This window comes from Paraburkholderia sp. SEWSISQ10-3 4 (assembly GCF_030464785.1).
In the GTDB taxonomy this organism is placed as follows: Bacteria; Pseudomonadota; Gammaproteobacteria; order Burkholderiales; family Burkholderiaceae; genus Paraburkholderia; species Paraburkholderia aspalathi.
The window spans coordinates 173,507-195,712 of sequence record NZ_JALPRI010000010.1 but is presented as its reverse complement, the minus strand read 5'-3'; the positions used below and the strand labels follow the sequence as shown (position 1 = coordinate 195,712).

At 62.3% G+C, this 22,206-nt stretch carries 21 protein-coding genes; 13 read left to right on the top strand and 8 right to left on the bottom strand.

The features are described 5' to 3' along the window. The first annotated feature begins 248 nt into the window (after window positions 1-248). Both hslV and hslU read left to right on the top strand, forming a co-directional pair. Window positions 249-785 (top strand): ATP-dependent protease subunit HslV, encoded by a 537-nt coding sequence (gene hslV, locus M0D68_RS20415; RefSeq protein ID WP_028197737.1) that lies wholly within the window; start codon window positions 249-251, stop codon window positions 783-785. Between the two features lie 9 nt (window positions 786-794). Further along, window positions 795-2,141 (top strand): ATP-dependent protease ATPase subunit HslU, encoded by a 1,347-nt coding sequence (hslU, locus tag M0D68_RS20410; RefSeq protein ID WP_093634648.1) that lies wholly within the window; start codon window positions 795-797, stop codon window positions 2,139-2,141. A 162-nt stretch (window positions 2,142-2,303) separates the two neighbouring features. Here the strand turns inward: hslU and M0D68_RS20405 are convergent, their stop codons facing one another. After that, a complete protein-coding gene (locus tag M0D68_RS20405) occupies window positions 2,304-2,846 on the bottom strand; it encodes a response regulator transcription factor (RefSeq protein WP_028197735.1) in 543 nt (180 codons plus the stop codon). Then, window positions 2,843-4,153, bottom strand: a complete 1,311-nt coding sequence (locus M0D68_RS20400; protein WP_266225144.1) for an ATP-binding protein — start codon at window positions 4,151-4,153, stop codon at window positions 2,843-2,845. Before M0D68_RS20400 ends, M0D68_RS20405 begins: the two co-directional genes overlap by 4 nt. Window positions 4,154-4,281: 128 nt before the next feature. Between M0D68_RS20400 and M0D68_RS20395 the strand changes: the two genes are divergently transcribed. Continuing rightward, window positions 4,282-5,919 carry a tetratricopeptide repeat protein gene (locus tag M0D68_RS20395; protein ID WP_266225143.1) on the top strand — a complete coding sequence of 546 codons (1,638 nt, stop codon included), beginning with the start codon at window positions 4,282-4,284 and terminating at the stop codon, window positions 5,917-5,919. 43 nt (window positions 5,920-5,962) lie between these two features. On the opposite strand, the gene M0D68_RS20390 is transcribed toward M0D68_RS20395, so the two are convergent. After that, window positions 5,963-6,184 (bottom strand): cysteine-rich CWC family protein, encoded by a 222-nt coding sequence (locus M0D68_RS20390; protein ID WP_093634644.1) that lies wholly within the window; start codon window positions 6,182-6,184, stop codon window positions 5,963-5,965. A gap of 265 nt (window positions 6,185-6,449) precedes the next feature. Between M0D68_RS20390 and argB the strand changes: the two genes are divergently transcribed. The 7 genes from argB (at window position 6,450) to M0D68_RS20355 (ending at window position 13,799) form a co-directional block, all read left to right on the top strand. Then, window positions 6,450-7,349: an acetylglutamate kinase gene (argB, locus tag M0D68_RS20385; RefSeq protein ID WP_054037147.1), complete on the top strand. Its 900-nt coding sequence runs from the start codon at window positions 6,450-6,452 to the stop codon at window positions 7,347-7,349. 209 nt (window positions 7,350-7,558) lie between these two features. Beyond that, complete coding sequence (locus M0D68_RS20380) at window positions 7,559-8,311, top strand: pyrimidine 5'-nucleotidase (protein ID WP_266225141.1); 753 nt, start codon at window positions 7,559-7,561, stop codon at window positions 8,309-8,311. An 18-nt stretch (window positions 8,312-8,329) separates the two neighbouring features. Next, entirely contained in the window at window positions 8,330-9,034 is a 705-nt protein-coding gene (gene slmA / locus M0D68_RS20375; RefSeq protein ID WP_054037141.1) for a nucleoid occlusion factor SlmA, read from the top strand. 301 nt (window positions 9,035-9,335) lie between these two features. Then, window positions 9,336-10,481 carry a homoserine O-acetyltransferase gene (locus M0D68_RS20370; protein ID WP_266225139.1) on the top strand — a complete coding sequence of 382 codons (1,146 nt, stop codon included), beginning with the start codon at window positions 9,336-9,338 and terminating at the stop codon, window positions 10,479-10,481. Continuing rightward, on the top strand, window positions 10,478-11,086 hold the full coding sequence (metW, locus tag M0D68_RS20365; protein WP_054037137.1) for a methionine biosynthesis protein MetW: 609 nt from the start codon (window positions 10,478-10,480) through the stop codon (window positions 11,084-11,086). Before M0D68_RS20370 ends, metW begins: the two co-directional genes overlap by 4 nt. Before the next feature lie 14 nt (window positions 11,087-11,100). Continuing rightward, a complete protein-coding gene (locus M0D68_RS20360; protein ID WP_266225138.1) occupies window positions 11,101-12,495 on the top strand; it encodes an AmpG family muropeptide MFS transporter in 1,395 nt (464 codons plus the stop codon). Window positions 12,496-12,545: 50 nt separating this feature from the next. Next, window positions 12,546-13,799 (top strand): M48 family metallopeptidase, encoded by a 1,254-nt coding sequence (locus M0D68_RS20355; protein WP_266225137.1) that lies wholly within the window; start codon window positions 12,546-12,548, stop codon window positions 13,797-13,799. Between the two features lie 60 nt (window positions 13,800-13,859). Here M0D68_RS20355 and M0D68_RS20350 read toward each other — a convergent pair whose 3' ends face one another. The 5 genes from M0D68_RS20350 to gatC form a co-directional block, all read right to left on the bottom strand. Continuing rightward, window positions 13,860-14,639, bottom strand: a complete 780-nt coding sequence (locus M0D68_RS20350) for an exodeoxyribonuclease III (RefSeq protein ID WP_054037130.1) — start codon at window positions 14,637-14,639, stop codon at window positions 13,860-13,862. Between the two features lie 54 nt (window positions 14,640-14,693). Further along, window positions 14,694-15,533, bottom strand: a complete 840-nt coding sequence (locus M0D68_RS20345; RefSeq protein WP_093634638.1) for a PPK2 family polyphosphate kinase — start codon at window positions 15,531-15,533, stop codon at window positions 14,694-14,696. A gap of 121 nt (window positions 15,534-15,654) precedes the next feature. Continuing rightward, a complete protein-coding gene (gatB, locus tag M0D68_RS20340) occupies window positions 15,655-17,130 on the bottom strand; it encodes an Asp-tRNA(Asn)/Glu-tRNA(Gln) amidotransferase subunit GatB (RefSeq protein ID WP_266225136.1) in 1,476 nt (491 codons plus the stop codon). Between the two features lie 5 nt (window positions 17,131-17,135). Then, entirely contained in the window at window positions 17,136-18,623 is a 1,488-nt protein-coding gene (gatA, locus tag M0D68_RS20335; RefSeq protein ID WP_266225135.1) for an Asp-tRNA(Asn)/Glu-tRNA(Gln) amidotransferase subunit GatA, read from the bottom strand. A gap of 43 nt (window positions 18,624-18,666) precedes the next feature. Further along, entirely contained in the window at window positions 18,667-18,966 is a 300-nt protein-coding gene (gene gatC / locus M0D68_RS20330) for an Asp-tRNA(Asn)/Glu-tRNA(Gln) amidotransferase subunit GatC (RefSeq protein ID WP_093634635.1), read from the bottom strand. A gap of 380 nt (window positions 18,967-19,346) precedes the next feature. Here gatC and M0D68_RS20325 point away from each other — a divergent pair, with 380 nt between their 5' ends. The 3 genes from M0D68_RS20325 to mreD all read left to right on the top strand — a co-directional run bounded on the left by M0D68_RS20325 (window position 19,347) and on the right by mreD (window position 22,153). Next, window positions 19,347-20,390 (top strand): rod shape-determining protein, encoded by a 1,044-nt coding sequence (locus M0D68_RS20325; RefSeq protein WP_004189550.1) that lies wholly within the window; start codon window positions 19,347-19,349, stop codon window positions 20,388-20,390. Between the two features lie 153 nt (window positions 20,391-20,543). Next, window positions 20,544-21,644, top strand: a complete 1,101-nt coding sequence (gene mreC / locus M0D68_RS20320) for a rod shape-determining protein MreC (protein WP_266225134.1) — start codon at window positions 20,544-20,546, stop codon at window positions 21,642-21,644. Continuing rightward, window positions 21,641-22,153, top strand: coding sequence for a rod shape-determining protein MreD (mreD, locus tag M0D68_RS20315; protein WP_054037125.1), 513 nt, complete (start codon window positions 21,641-21,643; stop codon window positions 22,151-22,153). Before mreC ends, mreD begins: the two co-directional genes overlap by 4 nt. The last annotated feature ends 53 nt before the right edge of the window (window positions 22,154-22,206 follow it).

The following is a 22,206-nucleotide window of genomic DNA, read 5'->3' as shown; positions in this document are numbered from 1 at the left end:
TGCGCCTTTTTTCTTTTGTGTGCCCCTGCGCACAGTCCTCCGCTCCGAATCCCGTGTTTTTGTCTTATGCCGTTTGCCGGCTCTTGATATGACCGCGCACGCCCTAAAATAAGCCGGACATGCGTTGCACGAGCGCGCGCCGGCCGGTTGATCGTTTCAGCGTTGCGCGCCGTCCGCTTTCAGGATTCATGCGGTGGTGCATTAGCTTGTGCTGCCGTGTCCTACCCGTTTTGCAAAGAGGAACGCATATGGAGCAATTTCACGGCACAACGATCGTTTCCGTGCGCCGCGGCGACAAGGTCGCGCTTGGCGGCGACGGCCAGGTGACACTGGGCAACATCGTCATGAAAGGCGGTGCGAAGAAAGTCCGGCGCATCTATAACGGCAAGGTGATGGTCGGCTTCGCCGGCGGCACGGCCGACGCCTTCTCGCTGCTCGACCGCTTCGAAGCGAAGCTGGAAAAACATCAGGGCAATCTGACCCGCGCCGCCGTCGAACTCGCCAAAGACTGGCGCACCGACCGCATGCTGCGCCGCCTCGAAGCCATGCTGATCGCGGCCGACGCCACCACCACCCTCGTGATTACCGGTAACGGCGACGTGCTCGATCCGGAAGGCGGCATCTGCGCGATCGGTTCGGGCGGCGCTTACGCGCAAGCCGCCGCGAAAGCGCTCGTTGACAACACCGAGCTGTCGCCGCGCGAGATCGTGGAGAAGTCGCTGGAGATTGCCGGCGACATGTGCATCTATACGAACCATAACCGCGTCATCGAGACGATCGAGTAAGGACCCACGATGAGCACCATGACCCCTGCCGAGATCGTCTCGGAACTCGACAAACACATCATCGGCCAAGGCCGCGCGAAGAAAGCGGTTGCCGTGGCGCTGCGCAACCGCTGGCGCCGCCAGCAGGTTGAAGACCCCCTGCGTCAGGAAATCACGCCGAAGAACATTCTGATGATCGGACCGACCGGTGTCGGCAAAACCGAAATCGCGCGGCGTCTGGCGAAACTGGCCGACGCACCGTTCATCAAGATCGAAGCCACCAAGTTCACCGAAGTCGGTTATGTGGGCCGCGACGTCGACAGCATCGTGCGCGATCTGATCGAAATCTCGGTCAAGCAGACGCGCGAAACGGAAATGCGCAAAGTGCGGACCAAGGCTGAAGATCAGGCTGAAGACCGCATTCTCGACATCCTGCTGCCCAGCGCGCGCCCGGTTGGTTTCGGTGCGAGCTCAAGCGCCGCGGATACTGCCGACGAAGGCAGCACCACGCGCCAGACCTTCCGCAAGCGCCTGCGCGAAGGGCTGCTCGACGACAAGGAAATCGAACTCGACGTCGAACAGCCGCAAGTGGGTATGGACATCATGGGGCCGCCGGGCATGGAAGACATGACCGAACAGATCCGTTCGATGTTCGCAAACATCGGCGGCGGCAAGAAAACGCGCCGCAAGCTGAAGGTGAAGGAAGCGCTGAAGGTCCTCACCGACGAAGAAGCCGGCAAGATGCTCAACGACGAAGAGGTGAAAGCCAAGGCGGTGCAGAACGTCGAGCAGAACGGTATCGTGTTCCTCGACGAAATCGACAAGATCGCGTCGCGCAATGAAGCTGGCGGCGGCGAAGTGTCGCGTCAGGGCGTGCAGCGCGATCTGCTGCCGCTCGTCGAAGGCACCACGATCAACACCAAGTACGGCATGGTGAAGACCGACCACATTCTGTTCATCGCAAGCGGCGCGTTTCATCTGTCCAAGCCGAGCGATCTGATTCCGGAACTGCAAGGCCGCTTCCCGATTCGGGTCGAACTGGATTCGCTGTCGGTGGGCGATTTCGAATCGATCCTGGTGTCGACCGACGCAAGCCTCGTCAAGCAATACCAGGCATTGCTGGCCACTGAAGACGTGCACCTCGAATTCGCCGACGACGGCATTCGCCGTATGGCCGAAATCGCGTACTCGGTCAACGAGAAGACTGAAAACATCGGCGCGCGCCGTCTGTACACGGTGATCGAAAAACTGCTTGAAGATGTCTCGTTCGCAGCAGGCAATCATTCGGGCAAGACGGTGCAGATCGATGCGGCGTATGTCGATCGCGCGCTGAACGAAGTGGCGGAAGATGAGGATCTGTCGCGCTACGTGTTGTGATGCCGATATGCTGATGTTGATGTTGGCGTCAACACTGACGCCGCATTAAAGCCGCGCGCCTCGCATGCAGTCGATCACGTGTGAGGCGTAAAAAAACGGGCTGTCTTGTGAAAGACAGCCCGTTTTGCTTTCCGGCCCGAAAAGGCGAGCAGGCCCCAGCACTTACTGCTTAACCGGCCGCTTCGCCAACTTTCGCTGCAACGTTCGACGATGCATGTTCAACGCGCGCGCAGTAGCCGAAATATTGCCGCCGTGCTCCGCGAGCACGCGTTGAATATGCTCCCACTCCAGACGCGCAACCGACAACGGCGTGGGATGCTCAATCGCCTCTTCGGCTTGCAGCGCGCTCGCTTCGCTTTGCAACGCCGACAAGATCGTCTCCACGTTGGCGGGCTTCGCCAGGTAATTATCGGCACCGTCTTTCACCGCCTGCACCGCCGTGGCGATGCTGGCATAACCGGTCAACACCAGCATGCGCGCATCTGGCTGCAAATCACGCAAGGGAGCAACGAGCGTGAGACCGGAGTCATTGCCGAGATGCAGGTCTACAGTGATCTGGCTGAACTTCTGCTGGTTCGCCAACTTGATCGCCTCATCCGCGTTGTGCGCTTCGGCCACTGTATAACCGCGCCGCGTCAAACCACGGGCGAGGATGCCGGAGAACACCTCATCGTCGTCGATCACCAGAAAATTCATATCGCTCATGCCTGCTTCTCCGTGTTGGATGGCGTAGTGCCTTGACGGCCCGCACCTGATAATTTGCGCGCCGCAAGCGGCAGTCTCAACACTGCGCGCGTGCCACGCGGCTTGATCTCGCTGACATCGGCCAACTCGATCGATCCCTTCAGACGTGCCGCCGCTGAAAACGCCAGATACAGGCCCACGCCGTGCCCACCCTGTGTGCTGTCGACCGGCATCGCGCCGAGCGACCCGCGCAACGCGGCGGGAATGCCAGGGCCCGCATCGCATACCTCGAATGCGATCTGGTCGCCGCGAGCGGTGAGCGTGCACGATAGCGTGACGTGATCGCGACTCGCACGCGCGGCGTTGTCGAGCAGAATCGTGAGAATCTGACTGACGGCAACCGTATCGTCAAGACTAACGTCCGCAGGCGGCACGCCGATCCGTTCGAACTTCACATGCGGGTGACGCAAGCGCCATTGTTCTCCAAACGACTCGAGCCATTCGCTGACCGTTTGCCGGTTAGTCGCGGTCGATGCACGACTGCGCAGCCGTGCAAGCGCCGAAGTACAAAGCGCCATTTGCTGTTCGAGCAGCTCCAGATCGGCACTGTATGGCGCGAGCCCCTTGTCGGTTCGCGCGGCATCGCGTAACTCTTCGGACAACATCGCAATTGTAGACAGCGGCGTGCCGATTTCGTGCGCGACAGTGGCGGCCTGGACGCCGAGCGCGACGGCGCGTTCATCGTGAAGCAAGCGCTGCTGCGCCTCTCCGAGCGCTGCGTCACGTAGTCGCAGAGCGCGTGACATACGCGCGACGAACCACGCAATCAGGCCAACGCTGACCATGAAGTTTACCCACATGCCGGCGCGAAAATAGTCGAACAGGTTCGCGGGGTTGTCGAGATTGAGCGGGACGGAATCAAAACCGAGCACGGCGTAGCAGGCCACGGCGAACGCGGCGAGCCACGCCATCAGATGCCATGGCAACACAGCGGCAGCAATGGCGAGCGATGGCAGGTACAGCGAAACGAATGGATTGGTGGTGCCGCCGGAGAGGAACAGCAGCGCCGACAACGCGCCGAGATCGACCCAGATCTGGCCGAACAGTTCGAGATTGGACTCGGGCCGCTGCTGCGAGACCCGCCACCATGTCAGCGCGTTGAAGATCACTTCAAGAGCGATCACGAGCAACATCGCGGGCAACGGCAGGTGCACGCCGAAGAAGGCCTGCACAAACGCAATCGTCACCAGTTGGCCGATGATGGCGAGGCTGCGCAACCAGAACAGATGGCCGAGGTTGACGCGGCCGGTGTTAGTTATACGATGCATGACTTTAGTTTAACTGTTCGGACCAGTCTGACTTACCTCGCGGCCTTGCGCCGGTAACATGGAATTTTGCGACAACATTGCGCGAACCGGTTGCCTAACATCGGTTCCCGCACCATCCAAACTCAACCATGCTGCCAATCTCTGATAGCGAGACCCCTGCCTCATCAGCTTTCCTGACTTTCCTGCGACATGCCGCCGCAGCCCGGCAAAACGGCACCGCAGAAGCAGAGGCCAGATGGCTCGACGCGGCTGCACAACGCAATTCGCTCGACGACGAGTCCATCGATTCGCTCGTCATCAATTTGCTCGAAAAACATCGTCACGACGACGCGCTCGAACTCGCCGCCATTATTGCGCAACTCGATCCGCATCGGGCGCTTGCGCACTTCCGCTTCGGCTACGCACTGCAGATGGCAAATCGGCATAGTGAGGCAATCGCGCCATATCGTCGCGCACTCGCCATCGAACCGACATTGCCGCAGTTACGCAACAATCTCGCTGGCGCCCTCGCGTTCACTGGTGGTGACCTGAACGAGCAAATCGCCCTGCTGGAAAGTGCCGTTCATCAGGATCCCAGCCACGCCGACGCATGGACCAATCTCACCCAGGCGAGCCGCGCCAATTTGAATCTGCCACGCGCGCTCGAAGCCGGCGCAAGAGCCGTTCAATGCGCGCCGAATAGCCCGCTGGCGCATAACAACTATGCGCTGGCGCTACGTGAAGCGCAACGCTGGGACGAAGCGGAGCGCGCCGAAAGAACCGCTTGCGCATTAGCACCCAACGACGCGAGCATGCGCTCCAATCTCGGCATGCTGCAACTCATGCGCGGCGATTACGCGCAAGGCTGGGAAGCCCACGAAGCGCGCTGGGACGGCTCGTTTGAATTGGGCGGCAACCGCCCCGCGATGCCGGCTCCGACCTGGCACGGCGAACCGCTGGCCGGCAAAACACTGCTGGTCTGGGGCGAACAGGGCATGGGCGATGTCTTGCAGTTCAGCCGCTATATCCCGCTGCTGGCCGAGCGCGTTCATCGCGAGGGCGGCCGTCTCGTCTGGAATTCGTTTCCGCAGATGGGCGCGTTGCTCGCGCGTAGCCTTGGCGATCATGTGGACGATTTCTCAGTTGGCGGTGGCGTCGAATCTTTGCCGCCGTTCGACTACGAAATCCCGTTGCTCAGTCTGCCTTTGATTTTCGACACGCGCGAAGAGACGATCCCCGCTGCGACTCCGTATTTGCGTACGGACGCTGCGGCGCGTGCGTCGTGGCAACAGAGGCTTGCCGGCGAAACAAGGCTCAAAGTCGGGCTGACATGGACCGGCAGCCTTGGCCATCAGCGCAACCCATTCCGACGGGTAGGTTGGGAGCGCTATGCAAAACATTTCGGCGGCATGCAAAACGTGGCGTTCTATTCGCTGCAACCGGGCGCCGGGGCGGATGTCGCGGCGGCCCGGGCAGCGGGCCTGTCAATGTCGGACCTCACCGCCGAATTCACCACCTTCGACGACACGGCGGCATTTGTCAGCGCGCTCGATCTCGTCATTACGGTTTGCACATCCGTGGCGCACCTGAGCGGCGCACTCGGCCAGCGTACATGGGTGCTGCTCGACGTCAATCCGCATTGGGTCTGGCTGCTCGACCGACCCGACAGCCCGTGGTATCCAAGCGCGACGCTGTACCGGCAGCCGCAGTTCGGCCAATGGGATCCGGCGCTGGCGGCTGTTGCACGTGATCTGAGTGCACTTGCAACCCGGCACCACGCGGCATAGGCCGCCATTGACCGGCAACGCGGCCACCAAGGCCGCGCCGCGTTCAAAGTGACCCGGCTCCCGGCCCCGGTTGCACGGCTCGCGCAATCTCCGCCGCAAGACATTCAGGACACAAACAGCGGCCAGACGGATCGAGCCGGTCTGCTGGCAGAGCCGGCATCTCACGGCACCAGCAGTCGAATGGCACCCCATGCATGGCGCAATCGAATGCATGGCCGCAGCGCGGGCAAAGCGCGCTTGCAGATCGGGAAGCTGACGGTTTCATGAGGGGCCGGATGACCTCGCTTCAGCCTGGATCAGGAAATGATGCCACGACTGGCGCGCCGCCGTGAGCCGGCCATTCGGCCAATTCACAGGCAGCTCTGAACGGCGCTAAGCTTCATTGTCACCCGCCGCTTCGGCCCGCTCGTTGCGCAGTGCGCAAAGCCGGTGCCGCCCGTCACCGGCGCCGCTATCGAAAACCCTGTTGCAGCGCGCCAGTCCTGTACAATTCGCCCTGTTTTAACTGTTCCGTGCCTGAGCCTGCCGCCATGTCCGAGATCCCTGACCTTTCGCAGATCGCGCCCACCCTGAAGGCTGAAATCCTGGCCGAGGCGCTGCCTTACATTCGCCAGTATCACGGTAAGACCGTGGTCATCAAATACGGCGGCAACGCCATGACCGAGGAGCGGCTCAAGCAAGGCTTCGCGCGCGACGTCATTCTGCTGAAACTGGTCGGTATCAATCCGGTCATCGTGCACGGCGGCGGTCCGCAAATCGACCAGGCGCTGAAGAAAATCGGCAAGCAGGGCACATTCATTCAGGGCATGCGCGTCACCGACGAAGAGACGATGGAAGTCGTCGAATGGGTGCTCGGCGGCGAAGTGCAGCAGGACATCGTCACGCTGATCAACCATTTCGGCGGCCATGCGGTCGGTCTGACGGGTAAAGACGGCGGCCTGATCCACGCGCGCAAGATGCAGATGCCGGATCGCGACAATCCTGGCCAATACCTGGATATCGGCCAAGTGGGCGAAGTCGAGGCGATCAATCCCGCGGTTGTGAAAGCGCTGCAGGACGACGCCTTCATTCCGGTGATCTCGCCGATCGGCTTCGGCGAAGACGGCCTGTCGTACAACATCAACGCGGATCTGGTCGCGGGCAAACTGGCGGTTGTGCTGAACGCCGAAAAGCTCGTCATCATGACCAACATCCCGGGCGTGATGGATAAGGAAGGCAATCTGCTAACCGATCTGTCGGCGCGCGAAATCGACGGCCTGTTCGCAGACGGCACGATCTCCGGGGGTATGCTGCCGAAAATCTCGTCGGCGCTGGATGCTGCGAAGAGCGGCGTGCGTTCGGTACACATCATCGACGGCCGCATCGAGCACTCGGTGCTGCTGGAAATTCTCACCGAACAGCCGTTCGGCACGATGATCCGCTCGCATTGATTCCTGCCTCAAACCCGGCCCACACGGTACGCCAGCGAGGCGTGCCATGTGGGCCGTGCAGTTGCTCTACCGCTGCGCCCAGCGGCGCACCACGCGCCACCCTCTGGCGCAAAAGCACTCCCCCTTCTTTTATCGCCTTCCGCATCGCGAAGCGTCATCCGCGTTCGCTGCGTGAAGCGACTGCCCACGCCTGAACGGCGTCCTCCATCATGCGCACCCCCACTTCCCGACGCCGTCGTCCGCACATTGCAGGCGGCAGTCCGGTCTGGCTGTTCGATCTCGACAACACGCTGCATCACGCCTCGCACGCGATCTTTCCGGCGATCAATCAGGGCATGACGCAGTACATCATCGACTCGCTGGGAGTCGACATCGACGAAGCCAACCGTCTGCGCACCGGCTACACGCAACGCTACGGCGCAACGCTGCTCGGCCTGGCACGCCACCATCCACTCGACCCGAACGACTTTCTGAAAGTCGTTCACACGTTCTCCGATCTCGGCTCGATGATCCGTCACGAACGCGGCGTTGCGCGCCTCGTCGCCTCGCTGCCCGGCCGCAAGATCGTGCTGACCAACGCGCCCGAGACCTACGCGCGCGCGGTACTTCAAAAGTTGCGCATCGAGTGTCTGTTCGAGCAGGTGATTGCGATCGAACATATGCGCGATCGCCGCAGCTGGCGCGCCAAACCCGATCATTCGATGCTGCGCAAGGCGATGCGCGACGCGCACGTTTCGCTCAAAGACGTGATCCTCGTGGAAGACACGCGCTCGCATCTGAAGAACTACAGGCGGCTCGGCATCCGCACCGTGTGGATTACCGGCCATCTGCCGCGCAAACCGCACGCGGACGGCGTGCCGACGCGTCTGCCGGGCACCGGTCGGCCGCACTATGTCGATCGATGCATTCGTTCGTTAAAATCGCTACGACTGGGCAACCGCTCGGTTCGTTTGAAGAGATAGCAGAACAGGGCGACAGCCATGCAGCCGATCGACAAGCCGGACGAAGCCGTAGCCGAACACGAACCCGCCCCGTCGGGCGCCCCGCGCGCGCCGCGCCTGAAGCCGGGCGAGCGCCGCGTGCACATCCTGCAGACGCTTGCCGCAATGCTGGAGGCGCCGAAAAGCGAAAAGATCACCACGGCGGCGCTCGCCGCCCGGCTCGGCGTCTCGGAAGCGGCGCTGTACCGCCATTTCGCCAGCAAGGCGCAAATGTTCGAAGGGCTCATCGAGTTCATCGAGCAGACGATCTTCGGCCTGATCAACCAGATCGCCGACAAGGAAAGCAACGGCGTGCTGCAAGCCCGCGCGATTGCGCTGATGCTGCTCAACTTCCCCGCCAAGAATCCCGGCATGACGCGCGTGCTCACCTGCGAAGCGCTGGTTGGCGAGCACGAAAGGCTGACCGAGCGGGTCAATCAGATGCTGGAGCGAGTCGAGGCGTCGTTGAAGCAGTGTTTGCGGCTGGCTCAGACGGAAGCAAACGCAAGTGCGGGCGCGGGCGAAACCACAGGTCCGAGCGCCAATGCACACGCCGCCCCGCTGCCCGCCGGCTACGATCCCGCAATCCGCGCGAGCCTGCTGCTGAGCTACATCATCGGCCGCTGGCATCGGTATGTACGCAGCGGCTTTGCGCGGCCGCCCGCCGAACACGCCGACGCGCAACTGCTGCTGATTCTTCAGTAGTCCGCGCGGCAGGCGCAGTGGCGCGGTAGCGTCCGCGACGCTGCCGCATGAAATTTTCCGCTATACTTTGCGCCTGACTGCGGCTCGCCGAACTACCTAAGACCGCTGTCCGGAGCACCCTGAACACCTATCACGCGCCGATTTGCTGACTCGATTGCGGGCGCGCGAACCAGCGGGAATATACGATCCCGCGGTTCACTATAAATGCGGCTAAAGAGGTCGTCAGCCGCGCACACCGCTTCTCCTCCGTGCTTCGCCGACGCCAATCTAGCCGCCCTGTATTTGTTAAATGGCGGAATGAATGGAATCGATCGGTATCGTCGCTCCCCAAAAAATGCATTTCACCGAGCCGCTGCTGCTGCAGAACGGCAGCTCGCTGGCCGGTTACGACCTGGTGGTCGAGACCTACGGCACGCTCAACGCCGCGCGCAGCAATGCCGTGCTGGTGTGCCACGCGCTCAACGCCTCGCACCACGTGGCGGGCGTCTACGCCGACGATCCGAAGGACATCGGCTGGTGGGACAACATGGTCGGCCCGGGCAAGCCGCTCGACACCAACCGGTTCTTCGTGATCGGCGTGAACAACCTGGGTTCGTGCTTCGGCTCGACCGGGCCGATGAGCATCGATCCGGCGACCGGCAAACCGTATGGCGCGGCCTTTCCTGTCGTCACGGTTGAAGACTGGGTGAACGCGCAGGCGCGCGTCGCCGATGAGTTCGGCATCACGCGTTTCGCCGCGGTCATGGGCGGCAGCCTCGGCGGCATGCAGGCGCTCGCGTGGAGCATGATGTATCCGGAGCGCGTGGGCCATTGCATCGTGGTCGCGTCCACGCCGAAGCTGTCCGCGCAGAACATCGCGTTCAACGAGGTGGCGCGCTCGGCGATCCTGTCGGACCCCGACTTCCACGGCGGCGACTACTACGCGCACAACGTGAAGCCGAAGCGCGGCTTGCGCGTCGCGCGCATGATCGGCCACATCACGTATCTGTCGGACGACGACATGGCCGAGAAATTCGGCCGGTCGTTGCGCCGCGCGGAAGGCGCGGTGGACGCATACAACTTCAACTTCGACGTGGAATTCGAGGTGGAGTCGTATCTGCGCTATCAGGGCGACAAATTCGCCGACTACTTCGACGCGAACACGTACCTGCTGATCACCCGCGCGCTCGACTATTTCGATCCGGCCAAGGCCTTCGACGGCGATCTGACCGCCGCCGTCGCCCACACCACGGCGAAATACCTGATCGCCAGTTTCTCGACCGACTGGCGTTTCGCGCCGGCCCGCTCGCGCGAACTGGTGAAGGCGCTGCTCGACCATAAGCGCACCGTGACCTACGCGGAAATCGACGCGCCGCACGGCCACGACGCCTTCCTGCTCGACGACGCGCGCTATCACAACCTGATGCGCGCCTATTACGAACGTATTGCGAACGAGGTGAACGCATGAACCAGCGAGCACTCGATTATCTGGCGCTGCGCCCGGACTTCCGCGCGATCGCCCGTTGGGTTGAGCCGCGCGCCACCGTGCTCGATCTGGGTTGCGGCGACGGCTCGCTGCTGTCGCTCCTGACCGAAGAACTGGACGTGCAGGGCTACGGCATTGAAATCAACGACGCCGGCGTGCTGGCGTCGACGCAGAACGGCGTCAACGTGATCCAGCAGAATCTGGAAGACGGCCTGCGCCTGTTCGAAGACGGCAGCTTCGACTTTGCGGTTCTGTCGCAGACGCTGCAAACCATTCATCAGACCGCCGCGATCCTGCGCGAGACGGTGCGGGTGGGCAAGGAATGCATCGTCTCGTTCCCGAATTTCGGCTACTGGGCGCATCGGCTGTCTGTGCTGCAGGGCCGCATGCCGGTCTCGAAGTCGCTGCCTTTCCAGTGGCACAACACGCCGAACGTGCGGGTGCTGACGATCAAGGATTTCGAGGCGCTGGCGCCGGAAGTCGGTATCGAGATCCTCGACCGCGTGGTGCTTCACGAAGGCCAGGTGGTGCGATGGGGCGTGAACTGGCGTGGTAGTCTTGCGGTCTATCGCGTCAAGAAAAGCTAACGCCACTTATCCACATGTCGAACCCGCCGCACGAGGCGCCTGCACTTACCGCTCACGAAGAACATCCCGGCTGGCGCGCGTTCCTGAATACGCGCATGCTGATCTGCGTCTTTCTCGGCTTTACGTCGGGACTGCCGCTGTTCACGCTCGTCTATCTGGTGCAGGCGTGGCTACGCTCCGAAGGCGTCAATCTGAAGGAAATCGGCCTTTTTGCGCTGATTCAGTTCCCGTACACCTGGAAATTCATCTGGGCGCCGCTGATGGACCGCTACGTGCCGCGTTTTCCGGGCTGGCGTCCGGGCAGACGGCGCGGCTGGATGCTGGTCACGCAGATTCTGGTGGCGGGCGCGATTGGCACGCTCGGTTTCGTGTCGCCGAAGGATTCGATCTGGACGGTAGCGGCTTTGACGGCGTTGGTCGCGTTTTTCGGCGCGAGCCAGGACATTGTGATCGACGCCTACCGGCGTGAGTTGCTGAGCGACACGCAGCAGGGTCTCGGCAATGCGGTGCATGTAAATGCCTACAAGATCGCCGCACTGGTGCCGGGTTCGCTGGCGCTGATTCTGTCAGACCATTTGCCGTGGACCACCGTTTTCATCGTCACCGCCGCCTTCATGCTGCCCGGCATGATCATGACGCTGGTGGTGCGCGAGCCTGAGATACACGGCGCGCCGCCGAAAAACCTGCGTGACGCGATCGTGCTGCCGTTCCGCGAATTTATCCAGCGCGACGGTTGGCGCGGCGCGCTCTTCGTGCTGGCGTTCATCTTCCTGTACAAACTCGGCGACACGATGGCCACCACGCTATCGACGTCATTCTTTCTCGACATCGGTTTCTCGCGCACGCAAATCGGTGTGATCGCCAAGACCACTGCGTTCGGCGCGAGTCTCGCGGGTGGGATCGTCGGCGGGATCTGGCTGATGCGTATTGGCATTGGCCGTGGGCTGTGGATTTTCGGCGTCCTGCAGATGGTGTCGACGCTCGGCTTCGCGTGGCTCGCGCATATTGGCCCAGCCTCGCCTGGATTGGCTGTCGTCTATGACATCGCGGTTGGGCTGAGCCAGGGTACGACGAAGCTGCTGTCGGTGTTCGGCATCGACTGGACCGTCCAACTCGATCCGCGCTCGGTGGCGCTCGCGCTCGTCTACGGCCTTGAAACCTTTGCGACCGGCCTGACGATGTCTGCCTTCGTCGCCTATATCGCCAGCACCACTGATCCGCGCTACACGGCCACGCAGTTCGCACTCTTCACGAGCCTGGCTTCGGTGCCGCGCACGTTGGCATCGGCGGCAAGCGGCTATGTGGTCGCACAGATCGGCTGGTTCGACTATTTCATCGTGTGTACCGCGCTGGGGCTGCCCGGCATGCTGCTTCTGCTGCGCATCGCGCCCTGGAGAACCCGGTCGTGACGATGCGTCAGTCAAAGCGCGTGGCGCGCCCGGTTTCGGATGCCTTCGGGATGTCTTCGCTCAAGGCCGGACGCGTGGTGCGGCTTACGGTGTTGGCGCTCGGTTGCGCGAACCTGACGTTGGCGGCGCCGTTGGGCGCTTACGCGACAGCGATGCCTGCGGCCGGCTCCAGTGCAGCGGCGGCCACCACCTCACCGGCTCCGGCAGCGGCGCCAACGCCGGCACCGGCACCGTCGACAAAATCGGCACCGAACACTTCAAGCCCGGAAAACGCGACATCGGCCGCGACCGGCGCGTCCAGCGCCACGAACGCCGGCAGCGCACCTGCGGCCGCCACGCCGCCCGCTTCAATACAGCCGCCACCGGTACCCGTAACGGCCAAAACGCCGGCAGCCACCCCGACACCCGCTACGGCCGCAAAAGCGCCTGCCGCAACGTCATCGCCCGCCGCAGCCGCCAACACTGCCACGCCGCCGACTTACAGTGCGCCGAACACGCAATTGCGCTACGGCGGCTACCTCGTGTTCCGCAACCTGATCCCATCGCCAATGCTCGAGGCGCAAGCGGCCGAAGAGTTCAATCAGATCACGTACGGCGCGGAGCACGCAAACCGCCTGTACGGCGACACCGACGCCCACGTCACGCGGGTGCGGTCGATCGTCGACAAGATGATTCCCTACTCGCTAAAGTGGAACGAGCGGGCCAAGGGCTGGAAGTGGGATGTAGCGGTGGTGCGCTCGCCCGACATCCGAATGTACTGCCTGCCGGGCGGCAAGATCGTGGTGTATAGCGGCCTGCTCGACCGCACGCATCTGAACGACAACGAACTCGGCATGCTGATCGGTCACGAGATCGCACATGCACTGCGCGAACATGCACGTGAGCGGCTCGGCGAACTGCAGTCGAGCCAGCTCGACTCGTCCGGCACGATCCCACAGCTCTTCGGGCTCGCCGATCTGGGCGCAGCGCCGCTCGGCATCGGTTCGCGCTTGCTCGAGATGAAGTACGAGGGCACCGACGAAACCGAGGCCGACGTGATCGGCAGCGATATCGCCTCTCGCGCCGGCTTCGATCCGCGCGCGGCCGTCACGCTGTGGGACAAGCTGGCCACGGCGACGCGCAGCAATCGCGATCAGGGCTATATCTACGTGCACCCGTACACGCCGGCGCGCCGTCAGGACATCATCAAGCGTTTGCCGGATATGTTGCCGCTCTATGCAAAGGCAATCGGCAAGACCGTCGATGCGCTACCGGACTATGCCGGCATGGGCCGCCCGCGCCGCAAACCCATCAGTAGCGAGTGAGGCGCGCAAGCCGCGGCGCTTGCGGCTTGCACGGTTCCTTGCGGCTCGGGCTAGCCGTGCTTACTTCTTGACCTTGTGATCGTAATCGACCGTCAGCGGCGCATGGTCGCTGAACTTGATATCGCGGAACACGTCGGTGCGTTTCGCCTTGCCGGCGATGCCCTGCGTCGCAATCTGGTAATCGATCCGCCACCCTACGTTCTTCGCGTACGCCTGACCGCGATTGCTCCACCACGTGTATTGCTCGGGTCGCTGATCGAGCGTGCGAAATACGTCGACGTAACCCACTTCGTCAAACAGCTTGGTGAGCCACTCGCGCTCTTCCGGCAGGCACCCTGAATTCTTCTGGTTGCTCTTCCAGTTCTTGATGTCGATCTCTTTGTGGACGATGTTCACGTCGCCGCACACGATCACTTCGCGCTCCTTGGCCAGTTCCGCGAGATGCGGCATGAACTCGTCCATGAAGCGGAACTTGGCCTGCTGGCGATCTTCACCGCTCGACCCCGACGGCACATACACCGAAATCACCGAAAGTTTGCCGAAGCGCAGTTCGACATAGCGCCCTTCCGGATCGAACTCTTCGCTGCCGAAGCCGATTACCACTTCGTCCGGCTCGTGGCGCGTGTACACACCCGCGCCGCTATACCCCTTCTTCACCGCATGCTGAAAATAGCCGGTGAAACCGTGCGGCGACATAAACTCCGGCGTCAGATCGTCCTGTGAGCATTTGATTTCCTGCACGCACACCACGTCGGCTTTCTGTTCGCCGAACCAGTCGAAAAAACCCTTCTTTGCCGCTGAGCGGATGCCGTTCAGGTTGGCGGTAATCACACGCAACATGTCGTTCCCTTTATGTTCAATTCGTTTCTGGAGCACAAGACCAAAGGCGCAGGGTCATTCGACCTTGACGCCCTTCAGCGATTCTTTGGCAGGCGGATATTCGAGCTTTAACGCTTCGAACGTACGTAGCAACAACTCGGCGACCATTACATTGCGATGGGTTTTCGAATCGGCCGGGACCACGTACCACGGTGCGTAGTCGGTCGACGTCACGGCCAGCATATCGCGGTACGCCGCCTGATATTGGTCCCACTGCTTGCGGGCTTCGAGATCGGCGACGTCGAATTTCCAGTGTTTGTTCGGATCGTCGATGCGAGCCTGCAGACGCTCGCGCTGCTCGTCTTTCGAAATATGCAGCATGCACTTGACGATGGCCGTACCGCTGTCGGCCAGCAGCTTTTCGAACTGGCGAATGTGGCCACAGCGCTGTTCAAATGCTTCGGCATCCAGATTGCCGAGCACGGTCGGCACCAGCAGATCTTCGTAGTGGCTGCGGTTGAAGATGGTCAACTCACCGGCAGCGGGCGCCTGCGCATGCACGCGCCAGAGAAAATCGTGCGCCAGCTCCACAGGCGTAGGCGCCTTGAACGGCACGATGCGCAAACCAAGCGGGTCGACCTCATGAAACACCGCACGGATCGTGCCGTCTTTGCCGCTCGTGTCCATGCCTTGCAACACCAGCAATACCCGGCGTTTCTGCTGCGCGTGCAGGCACTCCTGCTGCGTGTCGAGGATCGCGCCGATCTCCGACAAGCGCGCCCGGTCAGCATCTTTCGAACCGCTCGAAAAAGGCTTCGCGGACGGGTCGAAAGCGTCGAGTGAGAATTTGCTGCTCTTCTTGCCGTCGTCGAAATACGGCACGCGGAAATCGTCGAGTTCGGGTTGCTTCGCCATTCACACTCCGTGATCTGCGTTAAAACATTGCCCGCAAAATGAAACGGGCCGTTGCCCCACTTTCGTTTCCGGCAACAGCCCGCGATGACCGGCGCACTCGCGCCGGTCACATGACTTCAACTCAGGACAGCTTCTTCTTCAGCAGTTCGTTCACCTGCGCCGGATTGGCTTTGCCCTTGGTCGCTTTCATCGCCTGACCGATCAGTGCGTTGAACGCCTTTTCCTTGCCCGCGCGGAATTCCTCAACCGACTTCGGGTTCGCGGCGAGCACTTCGTCGATGATCGCTTCCAGTGCGCCCGTGTCCGAAATCTGCTTCAAACCCTTCGCTTCGATGATGCGATCGGCAGCGGCTTCGTCCGTGGCTTTCTCTTCCCAGATCGCGAGGAAAATTTCCTTGGCGATCTTGTTCGAGATCGTGCCGTCGGCGATACGCTGCAGCAACAACGAAAGTTGTGCGGACGAAACCGGGCTGTCAGCGATGTCCAGGCCTTCGCGATTCAGTTGCGACGACACCTCGCCCATCAGCCAGTTCGCCGCGACCTTCGCGTTCGACGGACCGACCTTGAGGACGACCGCTTCGTAGTAGGCAGCCATGGCCTTGCTCGACGTCAGCACGTTCGCGTCGTACGGCGTCAGGCCGTATTGCGTGACGAAGCGCTGTTGAATCGCGACCGGCAGTTCCGGCATTTCACCCTTCACGCGCTCGACCCACGCCGCGTCGATCACGAGCGGCATCAGATCAGGATCGGGGAAATAGCGGTAATCGTGCGCGTCTTCCTTACTGCGCATCGAACGCGTTTCGCGCTTGTCCGGATCGTACAGACGCGTTTCCTGCACCACCGTGCCACCGTCTTCGATCAATTCGATCTGCCGGCGCACTTCGTACTGGATCGCTTCTTCGAGGAAGCGGAACGAGTTCAGGTTCTTGATCTCGGCACGCGTGCCGAATTCCGCCTGACCGACCGGACGCACCGACACGTTCGCGTCGCAACGGAACGAGCCTTCCTGCATGTTGCCGTCGCAGATGCCGAGCCATGTGACCAGCGTATGCAGCGTCTTGGCATACGCGACCGCTTCGGCCGCGCTGCGCATTTCCGGCTCGGTGACGATTTCGAGCAGCGGCGTGCCGGCGCGATTCAGGTCGATGCCGGTCATGCCCGCGAAGTCTTCGTGCAACGACTTGCCCGCGTCTTCTTCGAGGTGAGCGCGCGTCAGGTTGACGACCTTCTCGTACGCTGGATTGCCTGCCTTTTCATTGGCCGGGACCTGAATCGTCACCTGCCCGCCCTGCACGACAGGGATTTCGTACTGGCTGATCTGATAGCCCTTCGGCAGATCGGGGTAGAAATAATTCTTGCGCGCGAAGATGCTGCGCGGCGCGATCGTCGAGCCAATCGCAAGGCCGAACTGAATCGCACGTTCCACGGCGCCACGGTTCATCACCGGCAGCGTGCCCGGCAATGCCAGATCAACGGGGCTGGCCTGCGTGTTCGGTGCAGCGCCGAATTGCGTGGCAGTGCCCGAGAAAATCTTCGATTGGGTCGACAGTTGCGCGTGGGTCTCCAGACCGATCACGACTTCCCATTGCTTGGCCATGGTGCTCACACTCCTGCCGGTGCTTTGCGATGCCAGTCGGTCGCGCGCTGGAACGCGTCGGCCACTTGCAGCATCCGGGCTTCATTGAAATAGTTGCCGATGATCTGCAGACCCACCGGGCGCTGCGCATTCGCGCCCGCGCCGAAGCCGCACGGCACGCTCATACCCGGCAGACCGGCGAGGCTCACCGACAGCGTGTAGATGTCGGCCAGATACATCTGCACCGGATCGTCGCCCTTCGCGCCGAGGTCCCACGCCACCGAGGGCGCCACCGGGCCCATGATCACGTCACACTGCTTGAACGCTTCCTGGAAGTCCTGCGCGATGATGCGGCGGATCTTTTGCGCCTGCAGGTAGTACGCGTCGTAATAACCGTGCGACAGCACATAGGCGCCCACCAGAATACGGCGCTTCACTTCCGGACCGAAGCCTTCGGCACGCGACTTCTTGTACATGTCGAGCAGATCGCGGTATTCCGCGGCGCGATGGCCGAAGCGCACGCCGTCGAAACGCGACAGGTTCGACGAGGCTTCCGCCGGCGCAATCACGTAGTACACCGGGATCGACAGCTCGGTTTTCGGCAGCGAGACTTCCACCAGCGTGGCGCCCAACGCTTCGTATTGCTTCAAGGCAGCGTCGATCGAAGCGCGCACGTCATCGGCAAGGCCTGCGCCGAAATACTCTTTCGGCAGGCCGATGCGCAGGCCGGCGAGCGGTTTGTCCGCGCCGTCTTCCTTCCACGTTTTGCCGATGTAGCGCGTGAAGTCTTCGTCTTCGCGCGTGAGGCTGGTCGAATCGCGCTCGTCGAAACCGGCCATGGCATTGAGCAGCGTGGCGCAATCCGCGGCTGTTTGGGCCAACGGACCACCCTGATCCAGCGACGATGCGAACGCGATCATCCCGTAACGCGACACGCGGCCATACGTCGGTTTGATACCGGTGATGCCGGAGAACGACGCCGGCTGACGAATCGAGCCGCCGGTATCCGTGCCGGTGGCAGCAGGCGCGAGGCGCGCCGCCACTGCAGCAGCCGAGCCGCCGGATGAGCCGCCCGGCACAGCCAGACGATCCCACGGATTCTGCACGGGGCCAAAGTACGAATTCTCGTTGGACGAGCCCATCGCGAACTCGTCCATATTGGTTTTGCCCACGCACACCATGCCGGCGTGCTGCAGCCGCGCGACCACGGTGGCGTCGAACGGGCTTTCGTAGTTCGACAGCATCTTCGAGCCGGCCGTGGAGCGCCAGCCCTTGGTGACGAACACGTCTTTATGCGCGATCGGCAGGCCGACCAGCGAGCCGGCGTGGCCGGTGTGAAGCAGCGCGTCGGCCGCTTTCGCCTGCGCGAGCGTCAGGTCGGCGTCGACCTGAATGAAGGCGTTCAGGCTGTTGGCCGCGTCGATCCGCTTCAGATAGAGCTGCGCCAGCTCGACTGCGGAGCATTCCTTGGCTGCCAGTGCGGCGCGCAGTTCGGTCAAGCTTTTTTCATGCATTGCGTTTTATCCTGGGCTTGATTCGCGAGTCTTGGTCGATCACTTACTCGATCACCTTCGGCACGAGGTACAGGCCGTCCTGAACGGCCGGCGCCGGGCGCTGGAAGGCTTCACGGTCGACCGTTTCGGTCACCGCGTCGTTGCGCAGACGCAGCGCGACGTCTTCGATCTGCTCGATCGGATGGGCAAGCGGGGCGATGCCGGTGGTATCGACCGCCTGCATTTGCTCGACTAAGCCGAAGAAATCGTTGAGCTGGGTAAGCGTGTGCTCAGCTTCGGCGTCAGCCAGTTCGAGCCGCGCGAGGTGCGCGATGCGTTTAACATCGGTCAGGGTCAGAGCCATGCAGTCACCGGAAAATGTGGTGGACCGCCGCAGCGCGGGAAAAACGATGCTGCGACAGCGGGTTACGACACTGGAGGAAGACCTCGAAAAAGGGGCCAGCGGCGGCAAAAAGTGCCGTCCGTTTCCTTCAAAACATCCAAAATTATAAGGTATCATTACGCGTTCGACCCAAACCCGGACCGACTTACCAAGGCCTTTCTGAACAATTCCCAAAGATAGTTCGGATTTTTCTGACTAGGCCTTGCACCGGCCTCCGGTAGACTCCCTCGCAGCTTCAAGTTCCAGTGGCGCCGCTTCCGCCCGGTTGAAGCTGTTATTTTTTCCGCTGCCGCCCTGCGCATACGTTGCGAGGGCTGGCCCCAAGCGAGACAGGATTTTGAATGTTCGGTTTTCTGCGCAGCTACTTCTCCAACGACCTGGCGATTGACCTCGGCACTGCCAACACGCTCATTTACATGCGTGGCAAGGGTATCGTTCTTGATGAACCGTCGGTGGTCTCGATCCGCCAGGAAGGCGGTCCCAACGGTAAGAAAACCATTCAGGCAGTCGGCAAGGAAGCCAAGCAGATGCTTGGCAAGGTGCCGGGCAACATCGAGGCGATCCGCCCGATGAAAGACGGCGTGATCGCCGACTTCACCGTCACCGAACAGATGATCAAGCAGTTCATCAAAACTGCTCACGAATCGCGCATGTTCTCGCCGTCGCCGCGCATCATCATCTGCGTGCCGTGCGGTTCGACCCAGGTCGAGCGTCGCGCGATCAAAGAAGCCGCTCACGGTGCGGGCGCTTCGCAGGTTTACCTCATCGAAGAGCCCATGGCAGCGGCAATCGGCGCAGGCCTGCCGGTGTCAGAAGCAACCGGCTCGATGGTCGTCGATATCGGCGGCGGCACGACCGAAGTCGGCGTGATCTCGCTCGGCGGTATCGTGTACAAGGGTTCGGTCCGCGTAGGCGGCGACAAGTTCGACGAAGCCATCGTCAACTACATCCGCCGCAACTACGGCATGCTGATCGGCGAACAAACCGCCGAGGCCATCAAGAAAGAAATCGGCTCCGCGTTCCCGGGTTCCGAAGTCAAGGAAATGGAAGTGAAGGGCCGCAATCTGTCGGAAGGCATTCCGCGCAGCTTCACGATCTCCAGCAACGAAATCCTCGAAGCCCTCACCGATCCGCTGAACCAGATCGTCTCGTCGGTGAAGATCGCGCTCGAACAAACGCCGCCGGAACTGGGCGCCGACATCGCCGAGCGCGGCATGATGCTCACCGGCGGTGGCGCACTGCTGCGCGATCTGGACCGCCTGCTCGCCGAAGAAACCGGCCTGCCGGTGCTCGTCGCCGAAGACCCGCTGACCTGTGTTGTACGCGGCTCGGGCATGGCGCTCGAACGCATGGACAAGCTCGGCAGCATCTTCTCGTACGAGTAAGCGAGCCCGTCTCCATGTCAGTAGCGCGGATCTGGCAAACGGCCCCTTGCGGGCCGGTTTGCCGTTGGCTGGGCCTGCCAGCCTCCGCGCGCTGAACGCGCACCCCTCGCGCGCCGCCGTCTCACCCAACCGCTCACGCCCCCGGCGCCGACCATGGAATACAGTCCGCCGCCCCTGTTCAAGCAAGGCCCGTCCGCCCTCGCACGGCTGGTGTTTTTCGTCGTGCTGGCGCTCGCCCTGCTGATCTCCGATGCACGCTTCAGAACGCTCGAAATCGTTCGCGGCGTGCTCGGCGCGGGTCTTTATCCGTTGCAACGCGCAGCCCTCGTGCCGCGCGACGTTTTCATGGGCGCGGCCGACCTGGCCGTGACCAGCGCCACCTTGCGCAGCGAGAACGACAAACTGCGCACCAAAGATCTCCAGCTCTCGCAGCAAGCCAATACAGCTGCCGAACTGGCTGCCGAAAACACCCATTTGCGCGCGCTGCTGCAACTCTCGCAGCGCTCCACCACGCAATCGCTGCCGGCTGAAATCCAGTACGACACGCGCGACCCGTTCACGCAGAAGGTCGTGATCGGCCGCGGCGCCCAGCAAGGCGTCCAGGACGGATCGCCGGTCGTCAATGAAGACGGCGTGATCGGTCAGGTGACGCGCGTGTTCCCGCTGCAAGCCGAAGTGACGCTGCTCACCGACAAGGATCAGGCGGTGCCCGTGCAGATCGTGCGCACCGGCTTGCGCAGCGTGATCTACGGCACGCCGAAGGGCGATACGCTCGATCTGCGCTTCGTGCCGATCAGCGCTGATGTGCAAACCGGCGACGAACTCGTCACGAGCGGGCTCGACGGCGTTTATCCGCCGGGGCTGCCAGTCGCGAAGGTCGTGCGGGTCGACAAACAGGCCGATACGGCGTTCGCGCGCGTGATCTGCTTGCCGGTTGCGCCCGTGCGCGGCGCGCGTCAGTTGCTCGTGCTGCACTATCTGAACAACGTGCCGCCGCGTCCGGCGGAAGAGCCCGACGCGGCTACGACCGCCAAGGACGCGAAAGCGAAGAAGGGCGGCAAGCCCGCGGACAGCAAGGCCGCGGCGGATAAATCCGCTGCCAAGCCTGCCGAAAAGCCCGCCGCCGCCGCTGCCAAGCCCGCTGAAAAGCCGTCGGCCAAAGCCACGGCCGCGGAGAAGAAAGCCGCCACCGAAAAGAAACCGACCGCTGACAAGAACGCGAAGCCGCAAGCCACGCCGGGGGCCCAGCCATGAACCGTCCGCAATACATCCTGCAGCCGGTCAATCCCTACTTCATTTCGTTCAGCCTCGCTGCGGCGTTCCTGCTGAACCTGATGCCGTGGGGGCGCCTCGCCGGTGTGCCGGACTTCGTAGCGCTCGTGTTGCTGTTCTGGAACGTGCACCAGCCGCGCAAGGTCGGCATGGGCATCGCGTTCTTTCTCGGCCTGTTGATGGACGTACACAACGCCAGCCTGCTCGGTGAGCACGCGCTGGCGTATACGTTGTTGTCGTATGGCGCGATTACGATCCATCGCCGGGTGCTGTGGATGTCGCTCGGCGTGCAGACTTTCGCGGTGATGCCGCTCCTCGTTGTCGCGCAACTGGTGCCGTTCGTGATCCGTCTGCTGACGGGCGCAGCGTTTCCGGGCTGGAGTTACCTGATTGACGGCTTCGTCGAAGCCGCGCTGTGGCCGGTCGCCAGCATGCTGCTGCTGATGCCGCAGCGTCGTCCGGCCGATCCGGACGATACGCGGCCGATTTAATCACGCATCGAGCCCGCCGGCCGTTCCGATGGAATCCACGCTCCCGGCCCGCT

Coding starts and splice junctions, on each gene's coding strand:
- M0D68_RS20355 (WP_266225137.1), top strand. CDS start 12,546: ATGTCTTCGCTCAAGGCCGGACGCGTGGTGCGGCTTACGGTGTTGGCG.
- M0D68_RS20360 (WP_266225138.1), top strand. CDS start 11,101: ATGTCGAACCCGCCGCACGAGGCGCCTGCACTTACCGCTCACGAAGAA.
- metW (WP_054037137.1), top strand. CDS start 10,478: ATGAACCAGCGAGCACTCGATTATCTGGCGCTGCGCCCGGACTTCCGC.
- M0D68_RS20400 (WP_266225144.1), bottom strand. CDS start 4,153: ATGCATCGTATAACTAACACCGGCCGCGTCAACCTCGGCCATCTGTTC.
- M0D68_RS20390 (WP_093634644.1), bottom strand. CDS start 6,184: ATGAAACCGTCAGCTTCCCGATCTGCAAGCGCGCTTTGCCCGCGCTGC.
- gatB (WP_266225136.1), bottom strand. CDS start 17,130: ATGGCCAAGCAATGGGAAGTCGTGATCGGTCTGGAGACCCACGCGCAA.
- M0D68_RS20370 (WP_266225139.1), top strand. CDS start 9,336: ATGGAATCGATCGGTATCGTCGCTCCCCAAAAAATGCATTTCACCGAG.
- hslV (WP_028197737.1), top strand. CDS start 249: ATGGAGCAATTTCACGGCACAACGATCGTTTCCGTGCGCCGCGGCGAC.
- mreD (WP_054037125.1), top strand. CDS start 21,641: ATGAACCGTCCGCAATACATCCTGCAGCCGGTCAATCCCTACTTCATT.
- argB (WP_054037147.1), top strand. CDS start 6,450: ATGTCCGAGATCCCTGACCTTTCGCAGATCGCGCCCACCCTGAAGGCT.
- hslU (WP_093634648.1), top strand. CDS start 795: ATGAGCACCATGACCCCTGCCGAGATCGTCTCGGAACTCGACAAACAC.
- slmA (WP_054037141.1), top strand. CDS start 8,330: ATGCAGCCGATCGACAAGCCGGACGAAGCCGTAGCCGAACACGAACCC.
- M0D68_RS20325 (WP_004189550.1), top strand. CDS start 19,347: ATGTTCGGTTTTCTGCGCAGCTACTTCTCCAACGACCTGGCGATTGAC.
- M0D68_RS20395 (WP_266225143.1), top strand. CDS start 4,282: ATGCTGCCAATCTCTGATAGCGAGACCCCTGCCTCATCAGCTTTCCTG.
- M0D68_RS20350 (WP_054037130.1), bottom strand. CDS start 14,639: ATGTTGCGTGTGATTACCGCCAACCTGAACGGCATCCGCTCAGCGGCA.
- mreC (WP_266225134.1), top strand. CDS start 20,544: ATGGAATACAGTCCGCCGCCCCTGTTCAAGCAAGGCCCGTCCGCCCTC.
- M0D68_RS20345 (WP_093634638.1), bottom strand. CDS start 15,533: ATGGCGAAGCAACCCGAACTCGACGATTTCCGCGTGCCGTATTTCGAC.
- M0D68_RS20380 (WP_266225141.1), top strand. CDS start 7,559: ATGCGCACCCCCACTTCCCGACGCCGTCGTCCGCACATTGCAGGCGGC.
- gatA (WP_266225135.1), bottom strand. CDS start 18,623: ATGCATGAAAAAAGCTTGACCGAACTGCGCGCCGCACTGGCAGCCAAG.
- gatC (WP_093634635.1), bottom strand. CDS start 18,966: ATGGCTCTGACCCTGACCGATGTTAAACGCATCGCGCACCTCGCGCGG.
- M0D68_RS20405 (WP_028197735.1), bottom strand. CDS start 2,846: ATGAGCGATATGAATTTTCTGGTGATCGACGACGATGAGGTGTTCTCC.